The 19,344-nt window shown below is 65.5% G+C and carries 15 protein-coding genes and 2 pseudogenes; 9 read left to right on the plus strand and 8 right to left on the minus strand.

Annotated features, from left to right (window positions below; genetic code table 11):
* Positions 1 to 709 precede the first annotated feature (709 nt).
* From AC6JA9_RS04805 to AC6JA9_RS04815, 3 genes and pseudogenes are all read left to right on the plus strand, one after another.
* Positions 710 to 7,126 carry an RHS repeat-associated core domain-containing protein gene (locus AC6JA9_RS04805; protein WP_497959167.1) on the plus strand — a complete coding sequence of 2,139 codons (6,417 nt, stop codon included), beginning with the start codon at positions 710 to 712 and terminating at the stop codon, positions 7,124 to 7,126.
* A gap of 689 nt (positions 7,127 to 7,815) precedes the next feature.
* Positions 7,816 to 8,073, plus strand: a pseudogene (locus AC6JA9_RS04810) (IS3-like element ISMtsp5 family transposase); the annotation flags it as partial.
* A gap of 210 nt (positions 8,074 to 8,283) precedes the next feature.
* Entirely contained in the window at positions 8,284 to 8,814 is a 531-nt protein-coding gene (locus AC6JA9_RS04815) for a helix-turn-helix domain-containing protein (protein WP_497959168.1), read from the plus strand.
* On the opposite strand, the gene AC6JA9_RS04820 is transcribed toward AC6JA9_RS04815, so the two are convergent.
* On the minus strand, positions 8,788 to 9,966 hold the full coding sequence (locus tag AC6JA9_RS04820) for an IS256 family transposase (RefSeq protein WP_497959169.1): 1,179 nt from the start codon (positions 9,964 to 9,966) through the stop codon (positions 8,788 to 8,790). The two genes, AC6JA9_RS04815 and AC6JA9_RS04820, sit on opposite strands and share 27 nt — an antisense overlap.
* Between AC6JA9_RS04820 and AC6JA9_RS04825 the strand changes: the two genes are divergently transcribed.
* From AC6JA9_RS04825 to AC6JA9_RS04845, 5 genes and pseudogenes are all read left to right on the plus strand, one after another.
* Positions 9,934 to 10,623, plus strand: a complete 690-nt coding sequence (locus AC6JA9_RS04825) for an IS630 family transposase (protein WP_497959170.1) — start codon at positions 9,934 to 9,936, stop codon at positions 10,621 to 10,623. The genes AC6JA9_RS04820 and AC6JA9_RS04825 overlap by 33 nt on opposite strands.
* Positions 10,624 to 10,694: 71 nt before the next feature.
* Positions 10,695 to 11,000 (plus strand): annotated as a pseudogene (locus AC6JA9_RS04830) (IS3 family transposase); the annotation flags it as partial.
* Between the two features lie 181 nt (positions 11,001 to 11,181).
* Positions 11,182 to 11,589 (plus strand): integrase core domain-containing protein, encoded by a 408-nt coding sequence (locus AC6JA9_RS04835; protein WP_370641934.1) that lies wholly within the window; start codon positions 11,182 to 11,184, stop codon positions 11,587 to 11,589.
* Between the two features lie 90 nt (positions 11,590 to 11,679).
* On the plus strand, positions 11,680 to 12,252 hold the full coding sequence (locus AC6JA9_RS04840) for an imm11 family protein (RefSeq protein WP_223783609.1): 573 nt from the start codon (positions 11,680 to 11,682) through the stop codon (positions 12,250 to 12,252).
* Positions 12,253 to 12,290: 38 nt separating this feature from the next.
* The gene (locus AC6JA9_RS04845; protein WP_223783608.1) at positions 12,291 to 12,791 is read left to right on the plus strand and encodes a hypothetical protein; all 501 of its coding nucleotides are present in this window, start codon (positions 12,291 to 12,293) and stop codon (positions 12,789 to 12,791) included.
* Positions 12,792 to 12,806: 15 nt separating this feature from the next.
* On the opposite strand, the gene AC6JA9_RS04850 is transcribed toward AC6JA9_RS04845, so the two are convergent.
* The 6 genes from AC6JA9_RS04850 to dps form a co-directional block, all read right to left on the minus strand.
* Positions 12,807 to 13,232: a B-box zinc finger protein gene (locus AC6JA9_RS04850; RefSeq protein ID WP_223783607.1), complete on the minus strand. Its 426-nt coding sequence runs from the start codon at positions 13,230 to 13,232 to the stop codon at positions 12,807 to 12,809.
* Complete coding sequence (locus AC6JA9_RS04855; protein ID WP_267698108.1) at positions 13,229 to 13,777, minus strand: hypothetical protein; 549 nt, start codon at positions 13,775 to 13,777, stop codon at positions 13,229 to 13,231. Before AC6JA9_RS04855 ends, AC6JA9_RS04850 begins: the two co-directional genes overlap by 4 nt.
* 46 nt (positions 13,778 to 13,823) lie before the next feature.
* Positions 13,824 to 15,266: a protein adenylyltransferase SelO gene (locus tag AC6JA9_RS04860; RefSeq protein ID WP_408888153.1), complete on the minus strand. Its 1,443-nt coding sequence runs from the start codon at positions 15,264 to 15,266 to the stop codon at positions 13,824 to 13,826.
* A gap of 58 nt (positions 15,267 to 15,324) precedes the next feature.
* Positions 15,325 to 15,942 carry a glutathione S-transferase family protein gene (locus tag AC6JA9_RS04865; protein ID WP_141330020.1) on the minus strand — a complete coding sequence of 206 codons (618 nt, stop codon included), beginning with the start codon at positions 15,940 to 15,942 and terminating at the stop codon, positions 15,325 to 15,327.
* On the minus strand, positions 15,939 to 16,802 hold the full coding sequence (locus AC6JA9_RS04870; protein ID WP_248542505.1) for an SDR family oxidoreductase: 864 nt from the start codon (positions 16,800 to 16,802) through the stop codon (positions 15,939 to 15,941). Before AC6JA9_RS04870 ends, AC6JA9_RS04865 begins: the two co-directional genes overlap by 4 nt.
* Positions 16,803 to 16,906: 104 nt before the next feature.
* Positions 16,907 to 17,461 (minus strand): DNA starvation/stationary phase protection protein Dps, encoded by a 555-nt coding sequence (dps, locus tag AC6JA9_RS04875; RefSeq protein ID WP_497959171.1) that lies wholly within the window; start codon positions 17,459 to 17,461, stop codon positions 16,907 to 16,909.
* 308 nt (positions 17,462 to 17,769) lie between these two features.
* Between dps and AC6JA9_RS04880 the strand changes: the two genes are divergently transcribed.
* Entirely contained in the window at positions 17,770 to 18,867 is a 1,098-nt protein-coding gene (locus AC6JA9_RS04880; RefSeq protein WP_426748149.1) for a TonB C-terminal domain-containing protein, read from the plus strand.
* Between the two features lie 5 nt (positions 18,868 to 18,872).
* Here AC6JA9_RS04880 and AC6JA9_RS04885 read toward each other — a convergent pair whose 3' ends face one another.
* The gene (locus tag AC6JA9_RS04885; protein ID WP_223745945.1) at positions 18,873 to 19,310 is read right to left on the minus strand and encodes a rhodanese-like domain-containing protein; all 438 of its coding nucleotides are present in this window, start codon (positions 19,308 to 19,310) and stop codon (positions 18,873 to 18,875) included.
* Positions 19,311 to 19,344: the final 34 nt, after the last annotated feature.

Consider the following 19,344-nt stretch of genomic DNA (forward strand, 5'->3'; position numbering starts at 1 on the left):
ACCCTTGCGGAGTTTGCACCGGTCATGACTCGTGCGGGGGCGGTGGGACTCCAGGGGTGTGTGGGTGCACCCCGTTGTCCGCGCCAACAGCTTGCGTTGGCAAGAACTGTGGCTGGGTCTCCGATGGTTGTGGCGGCGCGGTTCCGTGTGGCTCTTGTGGCAGTCCCCAGACGTGTGGCGGTGGAGGTACGCCGAACGTTTGTGGATGCACCGCCGTGTCCAAGGCGTCAGCCTGCGCGGGAAGGAACTGTGGGCAGGTCTCCAATGGGTGCGGAGGCTTCCACGACTGCGGTTCCTGCGTCAGTCCTCAATCGTGTGGAGGAGGCGGCACGCCCAACATCTGCGGGTGCACCGCCATCCCCAAGGCACTGGCTTGCACAGGGAAGAACTGTGGCCTGGTGCCCAACGGCTGTGGCGGGACGCATGACTGTGGTGCTTGCTCTGGTACGAACTCGTGCGGAGGTGGGGGAACCCCGAATGTCTGTGGATGCACGCCAATGCCCAAGGCCGAAGCTTGCGCCGCTGCGGGACGCCAGTGTGGCTCGGCGACGAACGGCTGCGGAGGCACTGTGACCTGCGGCCCGTGCCCGACTGGCACCTTCTGCAAGGCGGGCGTGTGTGAAGGCAACGTGGAGACTCGGCAGAGTCAAGACTAGGTGTTTGATTCTGTTTCTGGATGAAGACTCGTGGTGATGGTCGAGGCTGCCCGATGAAACGATTGATTCTCTCCGCATGGTGCGTGGCCATGGCCACGGGGTCCTGTGGGCCCGCTGATATGTCGACGTGGGAGCGCCAGGACGCCCTGGGGCGCAACAACGGACGGATGGTGGAGGCCCCGAGTGATACCCTCCTTCCGACCGAGGTCGGTGCGGATGGCTACGCTGCGGAGCGTGTGACGGGGATGTCCGGGGTGGGGCCGGATGGCTCCGCCACCTATGCGCTGCCCTTGTGGCTGCCGACGGGGCGGGCGGGCATCCAACCTGACCTCGCGCTGCGTTACAGTAGCAATGGCTCCAATGGCTCGCTCGGGCGAGGGTGGAGCCTGTCGGTGAAGTCTAGAATCACCCGATGTTCCAAGACCGTGGCCCAGGATGGGGACGCCGCGGCAATTACCTTCACAAACTCAGATGTCTTCTGTCTGGATGGCCAGAGACTCGTTGCCGTCCAGGGGGCTTATGGTGCCTCCAACACGGAGTACCGTACAGAAGAGGAGAGCTTCGCGAAGGTGGTGTCGCTCTCCTCCGACGCAGGGGGGCCACTCCAGTTCAGGGTCTATGAGAAGAGCGGTCGCATCCTGACCTACGGCCTGCTCCATGGTTCGACGTTCGCAGGTCGGCGCGTCAGTGTTCGGCCTGCCGGGTTGGAGGGCGTCTCCACCACTGTGGATGCACACGACAGTCGCTTTGCCTGGGCGCTGGCGAAGGTCGAGGACCGCAGCGGTAACGCCATCACCTACCACTACACCGTCCATCAGGACGCCGCGGGGGCAGGCTATGAACAGACACTGGATCGCATCGCCTATACTGCTTCCTCCATTGGGGCGGGGGTGGCTGCTACGCGCTTTGTCGAACTGGACTATGAGCCTCGGCCCGATACTGCGGTCATCTATGTTTCGGGCCTTTCGCTGAAAATGTCGCGGAGGCTGCGCGAGATTCATGTGAGTGCGCCGAACCCCGCCGCTGTGGGGCTTGTTCGCATCTACCGTTTCACCTATACACAGGACGCCCTGAGCAACCTCAGCCTGCTGCAGAGCTTCCAGGATTGTGATGGTGCTGGGGTCTGTCTGCGCCCCATCACGTTCAACTACACCCAGAATGACCCTGGCTTCGACGAAGTGGACACGGGGTTCACGGACCTGACCCAGGGAGTCACCTACAATCGCTTCTGGGTGCTCAACCCCGTGGACGCGAACGGAGATGGTCGCGACGACCTTCTCTATCGCACTCCCTATGACTCGTCGGGGCGCTACAGGTGGAACCTCCGCCTTTCAGCCGGGACGGGGCAGTTCACGACAGGTGAGGTGGGCAATCTCCCCCTCGCGTGCTGGGAGGCTTCATCGGGGCTGGATGGGCGCTGGGTTGACACCAATCTGGATGGCTTCATCGATGTCAGCCTTGAGGAGTACGAGGGCTGTCTCTTGAGCCCGCCGCGCCGCTTGAAGCACTTCCAGAAAACCAATCAGCCTCCCCCGTCCTACAACTGGTACTCGGAGACGGGCGACGATGGCCGGGGTGGGAACTTCTGGTACGCCGAGCTCAATGGTGACGGCTACCCGGACCTGGTCCGCGAGGGACAGGTGAATGGCTCCATGCAACTGGGCTACCGACTCAACGTAGGAGGAACGCTCCAGTCGTTCCAGCCCATCGTGACCTCAGTCCGCAATGACAACGCGCAGATGGTGGTCGACCTTGAGGGAACCGGGAAGTCCAGCCTGCTCATCCTCGAGATGAGGGACAGGCCCGGTGTTCCTGGCGCCTATGACGTGGTGGGGCCGAACTACTGGGCGGTGACGATGCGTCAAGGGGTCTTCACGAAAGAGGAGACGACCCTCGTGCGAACGGATGTGTCGGAGAAGCAGTATTTCTTCGCGGACTTGAATGGGGACTTCCTGCCGGATGCATTGCGTGCGAAGCCTGATGGGACGGAACTCGAGGTTCTGATGAATACGGGCAACGGCTTCGCCGAGCCTGTGGCTGTTGTGCTGCCGCCAGGAGGTGGCCTCGGGAGTTTCACCCGTGACAATGGCATCCGCGTATTCGACTACAACGGTGACGGGCGCCAGGACCTGTTGTTGATGGACCGCGTCGGGAATGTGCGCACCGAGTTGGCGGTGCTCGAGTCCCAGGGGACGAGCTTCACCGTGCGTCCACTGTCGATCCCGGTGGGGCAGGTTGCTTCGACGCGAGGCTACAAGCTCTCCCAGCTTTTGGATTACGACGGTGATGGCCTGATGGACATGGCCCAGGTCGTCGATGGCTCGTTGCGCCTCTACAAACGCAAGGGAGTCCAGGGGGGATTGCTGGCCAACGTCAGCGACTCTCTGGGTGGGCAGGTGCGCTTCACCTACAAACCGATGATTGATTCCTCCGTATACACGCCAGGGACCACCTGCGCGTGGCCACAGCACTGCCTTCGGAAGGGCATGTGGCTGGTGTCGGAGCACCTCTCCGATGCTGGAGAGCATCCGATGCGGGTGAGACAGTATAGCTATGAGGACGGGCGCGCGGATCTCCTAGGGCATGGCTGGATTGGCTTTGGTGCAGTGACGGTTCGAGAGGTTGCGGCGGGCACGCAGATGCGGGCCGAGTTCGACAACCAGACGCGCGTGGGGACGGGATACCCCTATGCGAAGGAGCCACGGAAGGAAGTGGCCCGTGTCGCCTTGGGAGACCGACTCCTGGTTCAGACCCGGCTGATGTCCTACGAGTACCGCACTTGGAGCGGTGTCAGTTCGGGTACGGTCGGCACGCTGCTGCCCGTGGGATTGACGGAAGAGGTCCATGACCGGTTGGTCTCGGAATCAGAGACCTCGGGACTTCTGCGGCGCTTGGAGAGCACCAGGGAGTACGACTGGTCCTACGGCAATGTGACGAACTGGCGCGAGGTTGTCGGTTCAGAGGTGAAGACGGGGACGGAGTCCTTCCACAACGACTCGACGGCATGGCTCATTGGCTTGACGCTGAACCGGACCGTGACGAGTACCATCGGCGGGCGGTCCGTGACGCGGACCCAGTCGTTCACCTACCAGCCAGGGACGGCGTTGCTGGCCAGTGAGACGGCGGAGCCTGGAAATCCGAGCCTGGCGATGACGACGACGTACGTCCGGGATTCGGATGGGCTGGCAAGGCAGATCGTCCGTACGGCGGGGGGATTGCCGGCACGGAGCATGTCCATCACCTACGACACGCTGGACCGCACCTGGCCGGCAGTGATGAGCAACGCCTTGGGGCACTCGGTGAGTCTCGCCTATCACGGAGGCTTGGGGTTGCTCGCGGTGAAGGTGGACGAGAACGGTCTCACCACGCGCAACCAGTATGATGGCTTCGGTCGGCTCCGACGCATTGATGCTCCTGGACTGGCTGACACGACCTTCAGCTACGCGGCTTGCGCCGACAGTTCTTACTGTGCGCTGACGAGCACGACGAGGATTCGCACCTCCGCGGCGACCGACGGTTATCAGGAAGAAGTTGCGACGGTGGATCGGCTTGGGCGCCGCAAGAGCTTCAGCCGGAGGGCCTTCGATGGAGGGCTTGCGACTACGACTCTCGAGTATGACAGCCTGGGCCGGCTGCGGAAGGAATGGATACCGTCCCCGACCGGCTTCGAGCGGGTTGCCACCACCTTCACTTACGACAATCTGGGCCGCCGCCTCCGCGTGGACGCACCGGATGGGACGCATCAGGCCTGGAAGTACGAGGGCTCGAAGCAGTCCTGGTGGGACGAGAAGGGCAATCTGGTGGAGAGCTGGTTCGATGCACAGGGGCAATTGCTGCGCACCGAGGATGTCCTGGCCACTCGGCGTCTGGCGTCGAGCTACACCTACGCGCCCTTCGGGCTCTTGGAGTCGGTGACGAACGGGTACGGGCAAGGGCCTCGGTACACTTACGACACCTTGGGACGTGTCATCCAGGTCCAAGAGCCGAACTCCGGCTCGCTGGCGACGCAATACAACGCTTGGGGCGAAGTGACGCAGGAGACCCGTGCGAATGGAGATACGACGACCTATGACCGGGACGTGTTGGGCCGCGTCGTCACGAGGTTGGATCGGACAGGGGTGTCGCGCTTTACATGGGACGTCTCTGGGGCACTGGGCAAGGTGGGGGCGCTGCTGAGCAGCTCGCAGGAAGGGGATCCAGGAACCAGTCTGGACGACATCAGTGTCGTCTACACCTACGATGCGCTTCTGCGTCCCGTTGACGAGACGTGGAGCGTTGAAGGCAACGTCTTCGCTTTCTCCCGCACGTTCGATGACTACAACCAGTTGCAGCGGTTGTCCTATCCCTCGGCCGGAGGACAGCGCTTCGCGGTGGACCACCAGTACAAGCCGTGGGGGGCTCTGGAGAGGGTGAAGAGTGCCGCCACTGGCCAGAGCTACTGGCAGGCGCAGTCACAGAATGGCTTGGGTCAGATGACGTCCGAGGTGTTCGGCAATGGCGTGGTGAGCCAGCGCCGGTACGACACCCGAGGGCGTCCGCTGTTCATTGAAACGAAGTCAGGGACGCAGGCACGCCAGATCCTGGCCTACGAGTACGAGGCGAACGGTAACCCGCGCAGCAGGCATGACCGGGTGGCGCGGACAACAGAAGATTTCACCTACGACGCGCTGGACCGACTCAAGAACTGGACGGCGTTCCAGAACTGCGGCTCGACCGCAGTGGATTTCAGTTACGACGACCTGGGAAACTTGTTGGGGCGGACGGTTCGCCAGGGACCAGGGGAGAGTCTCTCGTACTTTTACGAGGGCACGGGAGGAGCGGGCCCTCATGCGGTGTCTCGTTCCTCGTTGGGGGCATACACCTACGACGCGAATGGCAACCAACTTACAGCCCCTGGAAGAACGGTGGAGTACACGCCCTTCAACCTGCCTTCGCGCATCACCAGCGGTTCTCATGACCTGACCTTCCGCTACAACGCACTCGACCAGCGCACGGTGAAGCGCTCCTCGTCAGGAGATGTGACGTTCTACGTGGGCGGGCTCTACGAGATGCGTCGCTCGGCGGCGGGGGCCGCGCTCCATGCTTTCAATGTGATGGGCGGGAGTGGCGCCGTGGCGCAGGTGTCGTGGACGACCGATGCCCAGGGACAACAGGGGGCGCAGAAGACGCTCTATATCCACAAGGACCATCTGGGCTCGGTCGATACGCTGACGGACGAAGGGGGCGTAGCCTTCGAGGTGCTGGCGTACGAGCCTTTCGGTGGCAGGCGGTATTCGCATGCGGTGGGGAGCCCGCAGGTGCGTGGAAACCCGAAGGTGCGTCAGGGCTTCACGGGACATGAGCACGACGAGGAGGTGGGGCTCATCAATATGAGGGGCCGCATGTATGATCCGAGGCTGGGTCGCTTCCTCAGCGCGGACCCTTTGTACGCGGGACCGCGAATGAGCCAGACACTCAATCGCTACAGCTATGTGCTGAACAACCCGCTGCGCTACACGGATCCTTCGGGATTTGTTCCCAGCGAGCTGCCGGTCATTATCTATGACAGCTGGTACGGGGGCTCGGCGATTGCGGGAGGGCCCCGCGTCGACCCTGGGTCTCCTTGGAGTTCGTGTTCGGCTCCGACAAGTCGAACATCAAATGATGGCAAGTGCAATGAGCAGTACGTGGGCACGCTTCCGCAGTCGCACAGAATGTCTCTGGAGTTTGCCTACTTTGTCCTGCGGACCCTGCTCTCGCAGCATGGTATCTCCGAAACATCTGTCGAGTATCTGAAAGGCGCGTTCCTGGGTGGGATTAATGGAGCGGTTCCTTTCCTAAGTATGGTGGCACCTCCCGAGGGTCAAACCCGGGAGTTCTATACGGGCTACGCGGGGGCGCAGTTTGCGTGGGCTGGTGTCCGGTTGTATGGCGCTGCGGCTGCGGCCTCTGGCGGTACTGCCGCTGTAGGAGTGGGAGGTGCGGCATCTGCTACGGGGGTCGGGGCAGGTGTGGGAGTTCCTGTCGTGGCCCTGGGCGGTGTTGCGATAGGGACAAGCGTGGTTGCTGTGAGCTTGGCCGGGGCGAACGTGGCGGGCGCTGTCCAAGCCGTGCAGATGGCGAATCAGGCCGGGAGTGGAGGAGGGGGCGGGAGCGATGGAGGTGGAGGGAGTGACGTAAAAGCGCCACCGAATCCATACGGAAAGAAGGGCGGGCCAGCGCACCAAGCCAAGGTCAAGGAGGTGGAGAATGAGGTTGCGGCTAGAGGCCTTGAGCCGCAGACTGAGCTTCATGTGCGGACCCCGGGCGGGTATAAGCAGAATCGCTTTGTTGATGTTTCGGGCCGAGACCCCGCTACTGGACAGGTAATGGAAATGCATCAAATCGGACGACAGACCGTAGGTGGAAATCCAGTGTCGCGCGAAGTGAAGGCTCTTGATGATATCGAGCGAGCGACTGGAGTCCGCCCGCAGTTTCACCCCTACAACTGACGAGGCCTTTGTGGGACGACAAATATCGGTGTGTCTGACGAATGTGGACGTGAAGGCATTGGAGAGTGTTCTTCGTACGGGAGAGGATTTTCGAGTTATCAATGGACTGGCAGAGAAACCTGAAATCATCGAGGCTGAAGGTGCGCTTGCGGATCAGGAACGCATGGTTTTCCTGGCCAGGGCTGTGGACTTGCGTGAAGTTCGATTTCAACCAGTGCCTGGCAAGAGTCTCTACAGAGTAGACTCGATTGATTCGCCAGTCGTTGAGTTCAGCCCCTGTAGGGTGAGTAACTCCGTGATACGTCCAGGGCGTCTGTTCTTCAAGACCCGGTACTATGAGGGAGAGAGGGGGGTGGACAAGTCTCCAGGTTTCTTGACGTGGTCCGCATGGTTGATGGCTCGTTGTAGGAAAGAACTGATGGCTGATAGTGCGACGCGTACCTACTGGGGTAGGGACGCAGCTAGCTTGCGCGATGCATCGCAATTGACGCTAGAGTTCTTGTGAGAAGACTCTGTGGAGCCCAATGATATCCAGGGTGCATCGCTTGGTGAGGTCTGCGTCATTCTCCGCCCCAGGATTTCTTGCGACACCTCTCTGGGGATAGCTTCCCCTCGTGAGGTCGATGTGAAGAAGCAGCAAAAGCAGGACAGGACAGGACAGGACGGCATATCTCGGTCGGTTCTCGGCGAAGCGGAAAATGGAGGCCGTGCTCCGGCTGCTCAAGGGCGAGGAACTCGACGCACTCTCGCGGGAACTAGGCGCCACGGCGACAGTGCTGAGCGAGTGGCAGGAGAAGTTCCTGGTTGGAGCGGAAGCCAACCTCAAGAGCCGGGAGCCCGAGCCTGCGGACGACGAGGTGCTGCGACTCAAGGCCATGGTGGGCGAGCTGATGGTGAAGAACGATTTGCTGGCCGAGAAGGCCCGGCTGCTAAACCGAAGTTCGTGATTCTCGATCAGGCTGAAGGGCGGGCAGGCGGGAAGTGAGCGGGAAGAGGGAGCAGGGGCACTTCTCGTTCGGCTCTGTGTGCGCAGAAGACCTGAGAGCGAGAAGGCCCTGCCCGAGGGCAAAGGTAGGCAGTGGCTGAAGAGGAAGCAGCGGCAGGCGCTGCTGAGGTGGGGTGAGAGGAGCGGCTGCCCGCTCACCATGCGGCGGTGCATGGCCGTGGCGGCTGTGGGGCGGGGAGCCTCATGCAACGCGGCAGCCCGGGAGTTGGGCTGTGCAACCTCCACCGTTGTCAGCGCAGTGCGCCGCTACCGGGAGGACGGACGCGGAGCGTTACGAGACAGGAGGGAGGGCAACGGCCAGCGCAAGGTAGACGAGCGATTCCGAGAGAGGCTGGCGCGGGTGCTGGTGGGAACGCCCGAGGACTGGGGCTGGTGCCGGCCCACCTGGACACGGGAGTTGCTGTGCCTGGAGCTTGAGCGCCGCGGGATGCCCCAGGTCTCCGTGGCGACCATGGGCCGCGCGCTCACCTGGCTCGGCGCGCGGCGCAAGGCCGCCAGGCCCATCGTCAAGTGTCCCTGGCTCGCGTGGAAGCGTCGGCGCCGGCTCTACGAGTTGAAGTGCCTGCATGCACACACGCCCCCCGAAAGGGTCAAGTCCCGAATCGTGTGTAGTTGTTCGGAGGGGGGTTCGGGGGAGGAATGCTCCTTGGCGGGGTCAAGCAGCGGCAGTGTCTGGGGTTGAGTTGAGCAGGGCCATGTCGAGGTAGCGGCGGTCGTCCCAGATACCAGTCACTTCGAGGGCGACGGCGGTGATGAGACGCAGCGCGCTGGCACGGTCCGGGAAGGCGCCCACGGAGCGGATGCGGCGCTTCACTTCGCCGTGCAGACGCTCCAGGCCGTTGGTGCTGCGCAGGCGCTTCCAGTGGGCCTTGGGGAAGGAGAAGAAGCAGGTGGCGGCGGCGAAGCCCTCGCGCAGGCACTCCATGGCCTCGGGGACCTGGCGGCCCAGTCCGGCCTGGAGCGCCTCCAGACGCTTCCTGGCGTCCTGGAGAGAGGGGGCCTCGAAGACGGCCGAGGTCTCCTTGCCGAGGCGTCCTCGCAGGCGCCAGGGAGCCTTGGCGAGGACGTTCCGGGTGAGGTGCACCGTGCAGCGCTGGAGCTGGGCCTCGGGCAGTGCCTGCCGGGCCGCGGCGGCCAGCCCCGCGTGCCCGTCGGCGATAACCAGGCGCACGCCCCTCAACCCTCGCTCGAGCAGTTGGCGCAGCAGCTCCAGCCAGGAGTCCTGCGACTCGCTGCCCCCCAGAGTCACGGCCAACAGGTGCCGGTGCCCATCCTCTCCCACGCCGTAGGCCACCAGGGCCGAGACGTTCTGCACCGTGCGCGCCCACCGGGCGTCCAGGAAGGTGGCATCCAGGTACAGGTAGGGGAAGGCCTGGGTGAGAGGCTGGGTGCGAAGGCCCTCCACCTTCTCTTCGAGGGACTTCGTCACTCGGCTCACCGTCGAACGCGAAACCTCCTCGCCCATGAGCGCTCGCGTCACCCGACCCATCTTCCGCGTGGAGACGCCCTGCACGTACGCGCTGGTAATCGCCTCGTCGAGTTCCTTGCTGCGCCGCTTGTAGCGGCCCAGGACGGCCTCCGCCGAGCCGCTGGCCCGCGTCCGGGGCACGGCCACCTCCAGGTGCCCCATGGACGTCAGCAGGCCTCGCAGGTAGCTGCCGTTGCGCTGGTCCTTCCGCCCTGCCGCCTGCTGCCAGCGCCCGGCCCCCACCAGCCCTCGAATCTCCTCCTCCAGCAGCATCTCCAGCGTCATGCGGATGGCTCCCAGGAACAGGCCTCGCACGTCGGTGCGCACCTCCTCGTGCGAGGGCGCGGCAAACTCGGTATCGTCCACTTCAGGGAACTCCTCGGCTCCCCTGCCAGGGGGAGACCGTCTCGGTTGGTTTCACCGAGGAGCTTCCCTCTTTCCCGCTCGTCCCTGCTCGCCGACTACACACTTATAGGGACACGACCCCCGAAAGAGCCCGTGCTCCACGTAGATGAGGTGGACATCCATCTCAACCCCAAGGTCGGACACGACTGGTGTCTTCCGGGGCAGCGTCGGGTGGTAGTGACCCCGGGCAACAACCAGAAGCGCTTCCTGGCTGGAGCGTTGAATGTCCGGACGGGAAAGCTGACGTGGGTGGAGGGCAAATCCAAGGCCAGCGACCTCTTCATCCAGTTGCTCTGGCGGCTGGCGGGGGAATACCGGCGCGCTCGTCGCATCCACCTCGTGCTGGACAATGCAGCGGTCCACACCAGTCAGAAGACTCGCAAGGCGCTGGTCCAACTCAAAGAGCGCATCGTGCTCCACTTCCTGCCGCCCTACTGCCCCCAGGGCAACCGCATCGAGCGCGTGTGGCTCGACCTGCACGCAAACGTCACGCGAAACCACCGCTGCCGCACCATGGCCCAGCTCATGGTGCGGGTACATGCCTACCTCGACGCGCGGAATGCACAGCGCTCAGCCTGTCCATCCCTGCGCCGAGCCGCCCTCAGGCGCGCCTCCTGACGTCGTGCGAGAATCGAGATCGTTGGTTTAGAGGGCAACGCGCCGGTTTTTCCCTGGAGGAAGTCGAGAGGATGAGCGTCCAGCTCTCGCCTTCCAGTGGCAAGCCATACGGCCTGGCGCTCGTGACAGCCACCTGGAGCGTGTCCCGTGCCACGGTTTACCGGCACCGGGCCCGTCGTCAGGCCCAGGCCCTCCCAGCGGCCCAGCGTGGCCCCAAGACGGCATTGACGGACGAGGCGCTGCTGGAGGCCATCCGCGGCGTGCTGGCCCGCTCGCGGTTCCTGCGCGAGGGGCACCGCAAGGTATGGGCTCGGCTGCGTGCTCAGGACGTACGCACCTCGAAGGCCCGCTGCTTGCGGCTGATGCGCCAGGCGGGTCTTCTTGCACCGGGCCGCGCCGGCCGGGCGCTGGGGCCGCGCCACCACGACGGCACGATTACCACCGACAGGCCCGATGTCATGTGGGGTACCGATGCCACCTGTACCATGACGACACTGGAGGGCCAGGCCACCGTCTTCATCGCCGCCGACCATGGTACCTCCGAGTTCGTTGGCATCCATGCCGAAGGTGGGCACGCGCTTCGAGGCCCTCGAGCCCAGTCGCCAGGGCATCAGGGCTCGCTTCGCTGCGTACGGCCGAGGTGTGGCCACGGGGCTTTCCATCCGCCACGACAACGGCAGTCAGTACACCTCCGACGCATTCCAGAAAGAGCTGCGCTTCTTGGGCGCCGAGTCCAGTCCGTCCTTCGTCCGTAGCCCCGAGGGCAACGGCTGCGCCGAGCGCTTCATCCGCATCCTCAAAGAGCAGCTGCTCTGGGTGCGCACCTTCGCCACCGTGGAGGAACTGCGGCAGGCGCTGCTGGACTGGGCTCAACGCTACAGCGAGCACTGGCTGCTGGATCGTCACAACTTCCTCTCTCCGAGGCAGGCCCTGCGAGATTTGATGCAGTCGAGGCAATCGGCCTGATTACGACCAGCCTGGTGTTTCAACAATCCGGTGCGGTACAAAGGGTCGGACTTGCGAAAGCTCATTGTAGGGGCTGCTCGGGAGTAGGTCATGGAACGGCGCTTCTTCAGCGCGACGTTGGATGTCTATGTGAAGGGCCGTTGGTATCTCGACGACCCGACGGACCTCCAGGGGACGGAGGTCGAGGACATCTGGCAATTCCGGCGAGGGCGTTCCTTGGAGCTTCAGGAGAAGCTTCGTATCCCCGTGTCGCGTCCCGGGTGCTCCTTGGAGATGGATTTTGCGGGAGTGGGTCTCACGCCGGTTCTTGGAGCGCGAGCGGCATCGGTGTTCCGGGACCTGGCCTCCGAGGATGTGCAGCTGTTTCCGGTCGAGGTCGGAGACGAGGTTGGACCTCACTACCTCCTCAATGTGCGGACCGAGAGGCGGTGTATCGACGATGCCGCCTGCAAGTCGGTGCAGTACTTCACGGAGGAGGACGTGATGCCCAAGAAGGCTGGGCAGTACCGCTCCGTGCTGGGACTGAGGATTGACAAGTCCAAGGTCGGAGTCGCTCGGGCATTTCGACTCTGGGGATACAGCATCCCCATCATCGTCGACGAAGCCATCAAGGACGCTCTGGAATCCATGGGCTCCCTGGGCGTGAAGTTCGACGAGGTCTGAACCACGAAGTTCAAGAGTCCCGAACTGAGCTTGGACACATGATGAACGCGGAACTGCTGGCGGAGATGGAGCTTGTAAGGCATCCATGGTCGTCCTTGCGAGTCATCCAGGGAGTCGCGGATGCGATTCCAACCGCGCTTCGGAGCCTGTTCTCTGCTCGGGCGCCCTCCGAAATCCAGACGGCATACTGGCGCATCGAGAATCAGGTCGTGGTCCAGGGGCAACTCTTCGAGTCGGCGGTCGCCACGACACAGGTGCTGATGGCCTCGCTCGTGGACGCGAAGCGCCCCATGCCAGTTCGAATCGGGATCCTCGAACTCCTCTTCCAGCTCACGTCAGGCGAATCGCATCAATCCGAAGTCGACCGTGGCAACGGCAACCTGGGCGAACAGTGCCGAGCCGCCGCCCGAGAAGGCCTCTGGTTGCTCTATCGGGAGCTGGTGGAAGGAGAGGCCGCGGCGGCAAGGGAGGTGCTTGAGGTGATAGAGCGCACCCCAGACCGTCTCGTCATGCTCGACGAGCTCGCGACGGGGGCATGAGCGTCGCCTCGTCGCTCAGTCCCGCAGGTCGCCCCCCAGCAGCCAGACCAGCAGCGTGATGGCGAAGCCAAGTCCCGAGCAGGCGAGGCCCGCGATGGGCATCCAGCGCAGTCTCGCGAGCTCGGGCGTCTTCTCCACGCGGCTCATCATCACGAGGTTCATGATCACCGCGCCCGCCTGCAGGATGAAGCAGAAGGGGAGTAGTGACAGCACGCCCAGAACGAAGCCCGTGATGACCGTCGACTTGCTGGTGCCCTCTGCCGCCGGCACGACGCGCGAGCGCAAATCCCAGCACGTCGGACACATGGGCCGGGCCTCCGGCCGCACCCGACGCTCACACGCCGGGCAGATGAACGTGCCACAGCGCAGACACACCCAGCTCGCCGCGGCCTCCGGATGCGCCGCGCAGCTCGCTCCCTCCGGCGGTGCCTCCACGCTCATGCCGAGCGCACCTCACGCGCCGGCATCGCCCGCGAGGCCTGTCCCGCCTGCAGATGCCTCAGGATGGCGGACGCCGCCTCGTCGCTGGGAAGCCGCAACGTGACCTCCCGATTGTCGATGCGCACCACCTGCGGCACCTTCCCCTGCACCACCGCGGAGTACGCCACCACCGGGATGAGCACCGCCACCAGGACCCCCACCATCAGGTAGCTCCCGGTCTGCGTGTTCCCGGCGAACGCGAAGATGGCGCCGCACAACACGGCGATGGTCCCCAGGAACGACAACCCGAAGACGAGCTTCGCGCGCTTCCACTGCGCCCAGCCCTCCTCGCTGAACGGCAGCGTCCCCTGCGCCCGCTTCGTCAGCAGCATCGCCACCAGCAGCACGATGAGCGCCGCGAACGGCACGAAGATGAGCAGCCAGCGCGGATACCACGAGAACTTCACCGGCTGGAACGTGATGCCTTCCGTCTGCCCCGTGATGACGCACACCCGGGGCAAATCGAACTCACTGAGCTCGTTCTTGGGAATGACGACCTGACGCATGGCCGTCCTTCTAATCCACCGCTTCCCTCGAACACCAGCCAGCCCCTCAAGAGCTGCAGCTCACCACCAGGTGCCGGCCCCAGGCCGGCGGCGCCACCGTGTACTCCTCGTACTCGGGGCGCTGGGTGAACGGATCCGCCAGTGCGGACAGCAACCGGACGACCTCCGAATAGTCCCCCTGCCGAGCCCGCTCGATGGCCGCCTGCGCCATCCAGTTGCGCAGCACGTACCGCGGATTCACCCGCTCCATCCGCCCCCGGCGCTCCTCGTCCACGCTCCCCTCCGCCGCCAGCCGCGCCCGGTAGCGCTCCGCCCACGCATCGAACGGCACGCGGTCCGCGAACATCACCGCCGCGTCCTCCACCCGCCCGAGCGCCCGGAAGAAGCGCGTGTAGTCCACCGCCGCCTCGGCCATCACCGAGAAGAAATCCCCCACGAGCGCCCGGTCCTCCTCGCGCGCCTCCTGGAGCCCCAGCTTCTGGCGCATCAATGACAGGAACTGCCCGCTGAACGTCGGCTCGAACGTGGCAAGCGCCGCGCGGGCCTCGTCCTCGGTCATCAGCGTCAGCAGAGCCTCACCCAGACACGCCAGGTTCCACATCGCGATGCGCGGCTGCTGGTCGAACGCATACCGGCCCCGGTGGTCCGAGTGGTTGCAGATGAACCCCGGCTCGAAGTCATCCAGGAACCCGAACGGCCCATAGTCCAGCGTGAGCCCCAGGATGGACATGTTGTCCGTGTTCATCACCCCGTGCGCGAAGCCCACCGCCTGCCATCGCGCCACCAGCCGCGCCGTGCGCTCCACCACCTCCGCGTAGAACCGCGCATACCGCCCCTCCACCCCGGACAGGTGCGGGAAGTGCCCGTCGATGACGTGGTCCGCCAGCCGCGCCACCTGCTCGGGCTGCTCCGTGTAGTGGAAGTACTCGAACGTCCCGAAGCGCACGTGCGAGGGCGCCATCCGCACAATCATCGCGCCGGTCTCCACCTCCTCGCGGTACACCGGCTCATCCCCACCAATCAGACACAACGTCCGCGTGGTCGGGATGCCCAGCCCGTGCATCGCCTCACCGCACAGGTACTCACGGATGGACGAGCGCAGCACCGCGCGCCCATCCCCACCCCGCGAGAACGGCGTGGGCCCGCCTCCCTTCAGGTGCAAATCCCACTTCGCCCCGTCCGTCGTGCGCACCTCGCCCAGCAGCAGCGCACGCCCGTCCCCCAGCCGAGGCACGTACACGCCGAACTGATGCCCGGCGTACACCATGGCGAAGGGCTCCATGCCCGGCAGCGGCCTGCCACCGCCGAAGACCTCGACGAACTCCGGCCGCCGAGCCTCCTCCGGCTCCAACCCCAAGAGCCGCATCGCCGAGGGGTTCACGCTCAACAGCCGGGCGTTCGGGAAGGCGCGGGGCGCCACCCTTGCTCCAAATCCAGACGGCAGGCGGGCGTAGGTGTTGTCGAAGACGAGTTGTTCGAGCGTGGGCATGACGGAGGACAACAAGCGGGGACGCGGCCGTCGTCCGGCCGCATCCCGGGAGGACGACTCAGGGGACCTTCATGCCCCGCTGCACGGCGGGGCGGCTGCCCACGCGCGCGAGCCACTGCGGCACGCGCGTCAGGCCCGCGAACAGCTCCGGGAAGTAGCTCTGCGAGCCCGCCACCCACGGGTACAGCGCGATGTCCGCGATGGAGTACGCCCCCGCGACGTAGTCACCCTTGCCAAGCTGCCCGTCGAGCACCTTGAGCAGCCGCTTCGACTCCTGCGTGTACCGGTCGATGGCGTAGGGAATCTTCGAGGAGTGGAAGCGCGCGAAGTGGTTGAGCTGCCCGAACATGGGGCCCACGCCGCCCATCTGGAACATCAGCCACTGCGTCACCTGCGCCTTGCCGCGCAGGTCCGAGGGCATCAGCTTCCCCGTCTTCTCCGCCAGGTACAGCAGGATGGCGCCCGACTCGAACACGGTGATGGGCTGTCCACCCGGCCCCTGCGCATCGACGATGGCCGGAATCTTGTTGTTGGGATTGACGGCCAGGAACTCGGGCTTGAACTGCTCGCCCTTGGAGATGTCCACCGACTTCGCGGTGTAGGGCAGCCCCAGCTCCTCCAGGGCGATGGAGACCTTGCGCCCGTTGGGCGTGGCGAACGTGTACAGGTCAATCATGGTGTGCTGACTCCCGTGAGCCGCGCGCTTTCGCGCCAGAGTTGCTCTGCGAGGGCGTCGTCCCGCGCGGCCGCGGACGGCTTCCTCTTCTTGCGTCGGACGAAGTACTTCCCGGAGACCTTCTCCACGTCGGGCGAGGTGGCCAGGTAGATGGACGTCCTGGCGCCGCCGGCCGGCGACAGGAAGAACGGCCCGCCCAGCTTCACGATCCACTTGAAGAAGCCCAGCGTGTTGTGCCCGAACCCCGAGCGCACCACGCCCGGGTGCACCGCGTTCGTCGTCACGGCCGTGCCCTCCAGCCGCTTCGCCAAGGCGTGCGTGAACAGGACGTTGGCCAGCTTCGACGTGGCGTAGACGCGGAAGCCGTCATAGCGGCGCTCGCTCTGCAGGTCGTCGAAGTCCAGCTTGCCGATGTAGTGCACGTCCGACGACAGGTTGATGACCCGCGCGGCGCCGCTGGCCTTGAGCGTGTCCAGCAGGAGGTTCGTGAGCAGGAAGGGCGCCAGATGATTCGTGGCGAACGTCGCCTCCAGCCCATCCACCGTGACCTGTCGCCGGTCGATGATGAGCCCCGCGTTGTTCACCAGCACATCCAGCCGCGAGTAGCGCGAGAGGAACACCTTCGCCAGCGCGCGCACGGCGGACAGCGAGCTCAGGTCCGCGAGGATGAAGTCGACCCGGGCGTCCGGCGCCTCCGCCTTGACGGCGTCCACGGCGGCCTGGGTGCGGGTGGCGTCACGGCCCACGAGCACCACGGTGGCGCCCAGCCGGGCCAGGGCCTTCGAGGTCTCCAGGCCGATACCGCCGGTGGCCCCGGTGATGAGGCACACCTTCCCGTCCATCCGTGTCTCGGCGCTCATATGACGTCCCCAGGATTTCGAGGACGCCTTCTATATGCCGACGCGGGCCCGGACGCTCGTGGAAGCGCCGGGCCCGTGTGGAAGGGAGGACCCTTGTCGCGGCCTCAGGCGTTGGTGGGGCGCGAGGGCTCGGCGCCGGCGTCCCGGCCACCCTTGCCGGGGCGAATGCCCGGGCGCGCGCCGCCGTTGAGGTGGCTCTCCAGGAACCACATGTCCAGCTCCACGTCCCCGAGCACCTGGGTGAGCAGGTCCACGGTGATGGGCTCCTCCAGCTCGTCGCAGCGCTGGATGCCGCCGCGGATGGAGGCCGCGTAGCGGGCGAAGCGGTCCACCAGGGCCTTCAGGTGGTCCTCGCTCTCCACCGCCTTGAGGTCGTACTCGGGCAGCTCGCTGTTCTTGGCGGCCAGGCGGATGGTGCCCTCGGCGTAGCCGCCCAGGGTGCCGGCGCGCTCGGCGAACTCGTCGGCCTGCTTGCGCGCGTGCTTGGCCAGGTCGTCGAACAGCAGGTGGCGGCTGTAGAAGTGCGTGCCCCGGATGTTCCAGTGCGCTTGTTTGATCTGCCAGTGCAGGTCGATGGAGTCGGCCAGCAGCGTGTTGAGCAGGTCGATGATCTCCTCACGCTTCTCACTGGGGACATTCACATGGCTGGGAAAGTTCATGGTTTGGCGCTCCCTCCAGAAAGCTTTCCGAAGAGTGGGGATGACCTCCCACATGCGCCATGGCGCCCCATCACGCCCGCAGAGCGGCCGGCCGACCGGGCGGTCTCCCCGACGACACGTGGCGGCCAGCCCCGTCGTGAGCATCGCGAGGCGCGCCCGGGTTCCCTGGAAGACGGGCCTGCTCACGGGGTCGCTGACGCGGCTCCAGGCCCCCTTCGTCGTGGGAGGGACCGGGTAGGGGCTCGGGGCCGGACATTTCGAGCGGCGAAGTGCTTCTTCTCGGGAGGCACTGGAGGCAGACTTCAGGTGTGTCCCGGCGCTCCTCGTGGTCCATCGCGGTCGTCCTGTCGCTGCTCCTGCACGCGGCGCTCTTCGTGGCGCTGTCGCGGATGAGCGGACCCGTGCCCGCGCGGCGGACGGCGACGGTGACGGAGCTGGACATCGTCTACGTGCCCATGAAGGCACCGCGGCAGGTGGCCACGCCCGCTCCGGCGACGAGCCCCTCCGCGCCGCAACCGCCGAAGCCCCCGCGCAAGGCGGAGCGTCCGCCGGCGGACATCGCGAAAGCGCCCGCCACGCCGCCGTCCTCGCCGTCGACGGAGCCCTCGCGGGTCGCGCAGGCGCCCGGTGGCGGGAAGAGGGAGGACGCGCCCGGTTCCGAAGAGCTGCCCGCGGATGCTCCGCGCGCGAGCGGGCCTGCGATTTCACTGATGCCCAAGGGCTGGGTGGGCGGCATGCCGGTGGGCCCATCGCAGTCCGGGCGGACGCTGCGCAACAACGGCGATGCGGGGACGGACCCGAGCGTGATTGCGCGCGAGCAGGCGGAGGAGGCCCAGGCGCGCGTGGATGGCTGGGCGGCGGACGCGGCGGCCTCGGCGCGCGCCGAGAGTGGCGCGGTGAATCCTTACTTCACGAACCTCCAGGACCGGTTCGCCAAGAAGCTGGTGAACCCGCCGTCGCCGGACCTGAAGGTGCTGGCCTCGCGGATGAAGCGCGAGCAGGTGGACGCGGTGAAGCGCTTCGGTGAGACGGGCTCGCCCTACGTGGCGACGAAGCGCGACCGCCGTCTCGAGGAGCGCAACCGCATGCAGGCGGCCGTGGAGGCGGGGCGCGCGGCGAACATGTTCATGGTGGATGTCACCGAGCCCATCCTCGCGCTCGCCGCGGTGGTGGAGGTGCGGCAGACGCGCGACGGTGAGCTGGTGGACCTGCGCGTGCTGGAGGGCTCGGGTGACCCGAAGTTCGACCAGTGGGCCGTCGCGCACCTGAAGGAGGCGCTGGCCAGCGCGGACGCGCCCCCGGAGTCGGGCCATGGGCTCCGCTCGGACGGGCTGCGCAGCCGTTGGCGCCTGGAGGAGTACGTGGGCAACCCGCGCGTGAAGGTCATCCTCATCGGCGTGTACTGACGGGCTCAGCGCTCCGCGTACACGGGCTGTCCCTGGGGCGCCGTGCCCTCGGTGGCGTAGCCCTCCTTCACCCAGTACTCGATTCCTCCCAGCATCTCCTTCACGCGGAAGCCGAGCGCGGCCAGCTTCGCCGCCGCGCGGGTGGAGCCGTTGCAGCCCGGGCCCCAGCAGTAGGTGACGATGACGTCGTCCTTGCTCAAGTGGGCGGTGGTGGTCTCGGAGATGCTCCGCGTGGGGAGGTTCCGCGCGCCCGGGATGTGGCGCTGCGCGTAGGCGTCCGGCGAGCGGGTGTCCACGACGACGAAGCCCTTCTTGCCGCGCTCCAGGTCCAGGTGCACGTCGGCGGCGTCCGTCTCCACGGAGAGCTTCGCGAGGAAGTGGCGACGGGCCTCCTCGGGTGACGCGGCGGGGACTTCGAGGACGAAGGAGAAGGGCGTGGTCATGGGAGGGCTCCTGGTGGGTGGGCCGTGACGCTCG

It is taken from the genome of Myxococcus sp. MH1 (genome assembly GCF_059738865.1).

Excerpts from the sequence above, each read along its gene's own strand:
- AC6JA9_RS04805 (WP_497959167.1), top strand. The coding sequence starts at position 710 with ATGAAACGATTGATTCTCTCCGCATGGTGCGTGGCCATGGCCACGGGG.
- AC6JA9_RS04815 (WP_497959168.1), top strand. The coding sequence starts at position 8,284 with ATGGCCGTGGCGGCTGTGGGGCGGGGAGCCTCATGCAACGCGGCAGCC.
- AC6JA9_RS04835 (WP_370641934.1), top strand. The coding sequence starts at position 11,182 with ATGCCGAAGGTGGGCACGCGCTTCGAGGCCCTCGAGCCCAGTCGCCAG.
- AC6JA9_RS04840 (WP_223783609.1), top strand. The coding sequence starts at position 11,680 with ATGGAACGGCGCTTCTTCAGCGCGACGTTGGATGTCTATGTGAAGGGC.
- AC6JA9_RS04845 (WP_223783608.1), top strand. The coding sequence starts at position 12,291 with ATGATGAACGCGGAACTGCTGGCGGAGATGGAGCTTGTAAGGCATCCA.
- AC6JA9_RS04850 (WP_223783607.1), bottom strand. The coding sequence starts at position 13,232 with ATGAGCGTGGAGGCACCGCCGGAGGGAGCGAGCTGCGCGGCGCATCCG.
- AC6JA9_RS04855 (WP_267698108.1), bottom strand. The coding sequence starts at position 13,777 with ATGCGTCAGGTCGTCATTCCCAAGAACGAGCTCAGTGAGTTCGATTTG.
- AC6JA9_RS04860 (WP_408888153.1), bottom strand. The coding sequence starts at position 15,266 with ATGCCCACGCTCGAACAACTCGTCTTCGACAACACCTACGCCCGCCTG.
- AC6JA9_RS04865 (WP_141330020.1), bottom strand. The coding sequence starts at position 15,942 with ATGATTGACCTGTACACGTTCGCCACGCCCAACGGGCGCAAGGTCTCC.
- AC6JA9_RS04870 (WP_248542505.1), bottom strand. The coding sequence starts at position 16,802 with ATGAGCGCCGAGACACGGATGGACGGGAAGGTGTGCCTCATCACCGGG.
- dps (WP_497959171.1), bottom strand. The coding sequence starts at position 17,461 with ATGAACTTTCCCAGCCATGTGAATGTCCCCAGTGAGAAGCGTGAGGAG.
- AC6JA9_RS04885 (WP_223745945.1), bottom strand. The coding sequence starts at position 19,310 with ATGACCACGCCCTTCTCCTTCGTCCTCGAAGTCCCCGCCGCGTCACCC.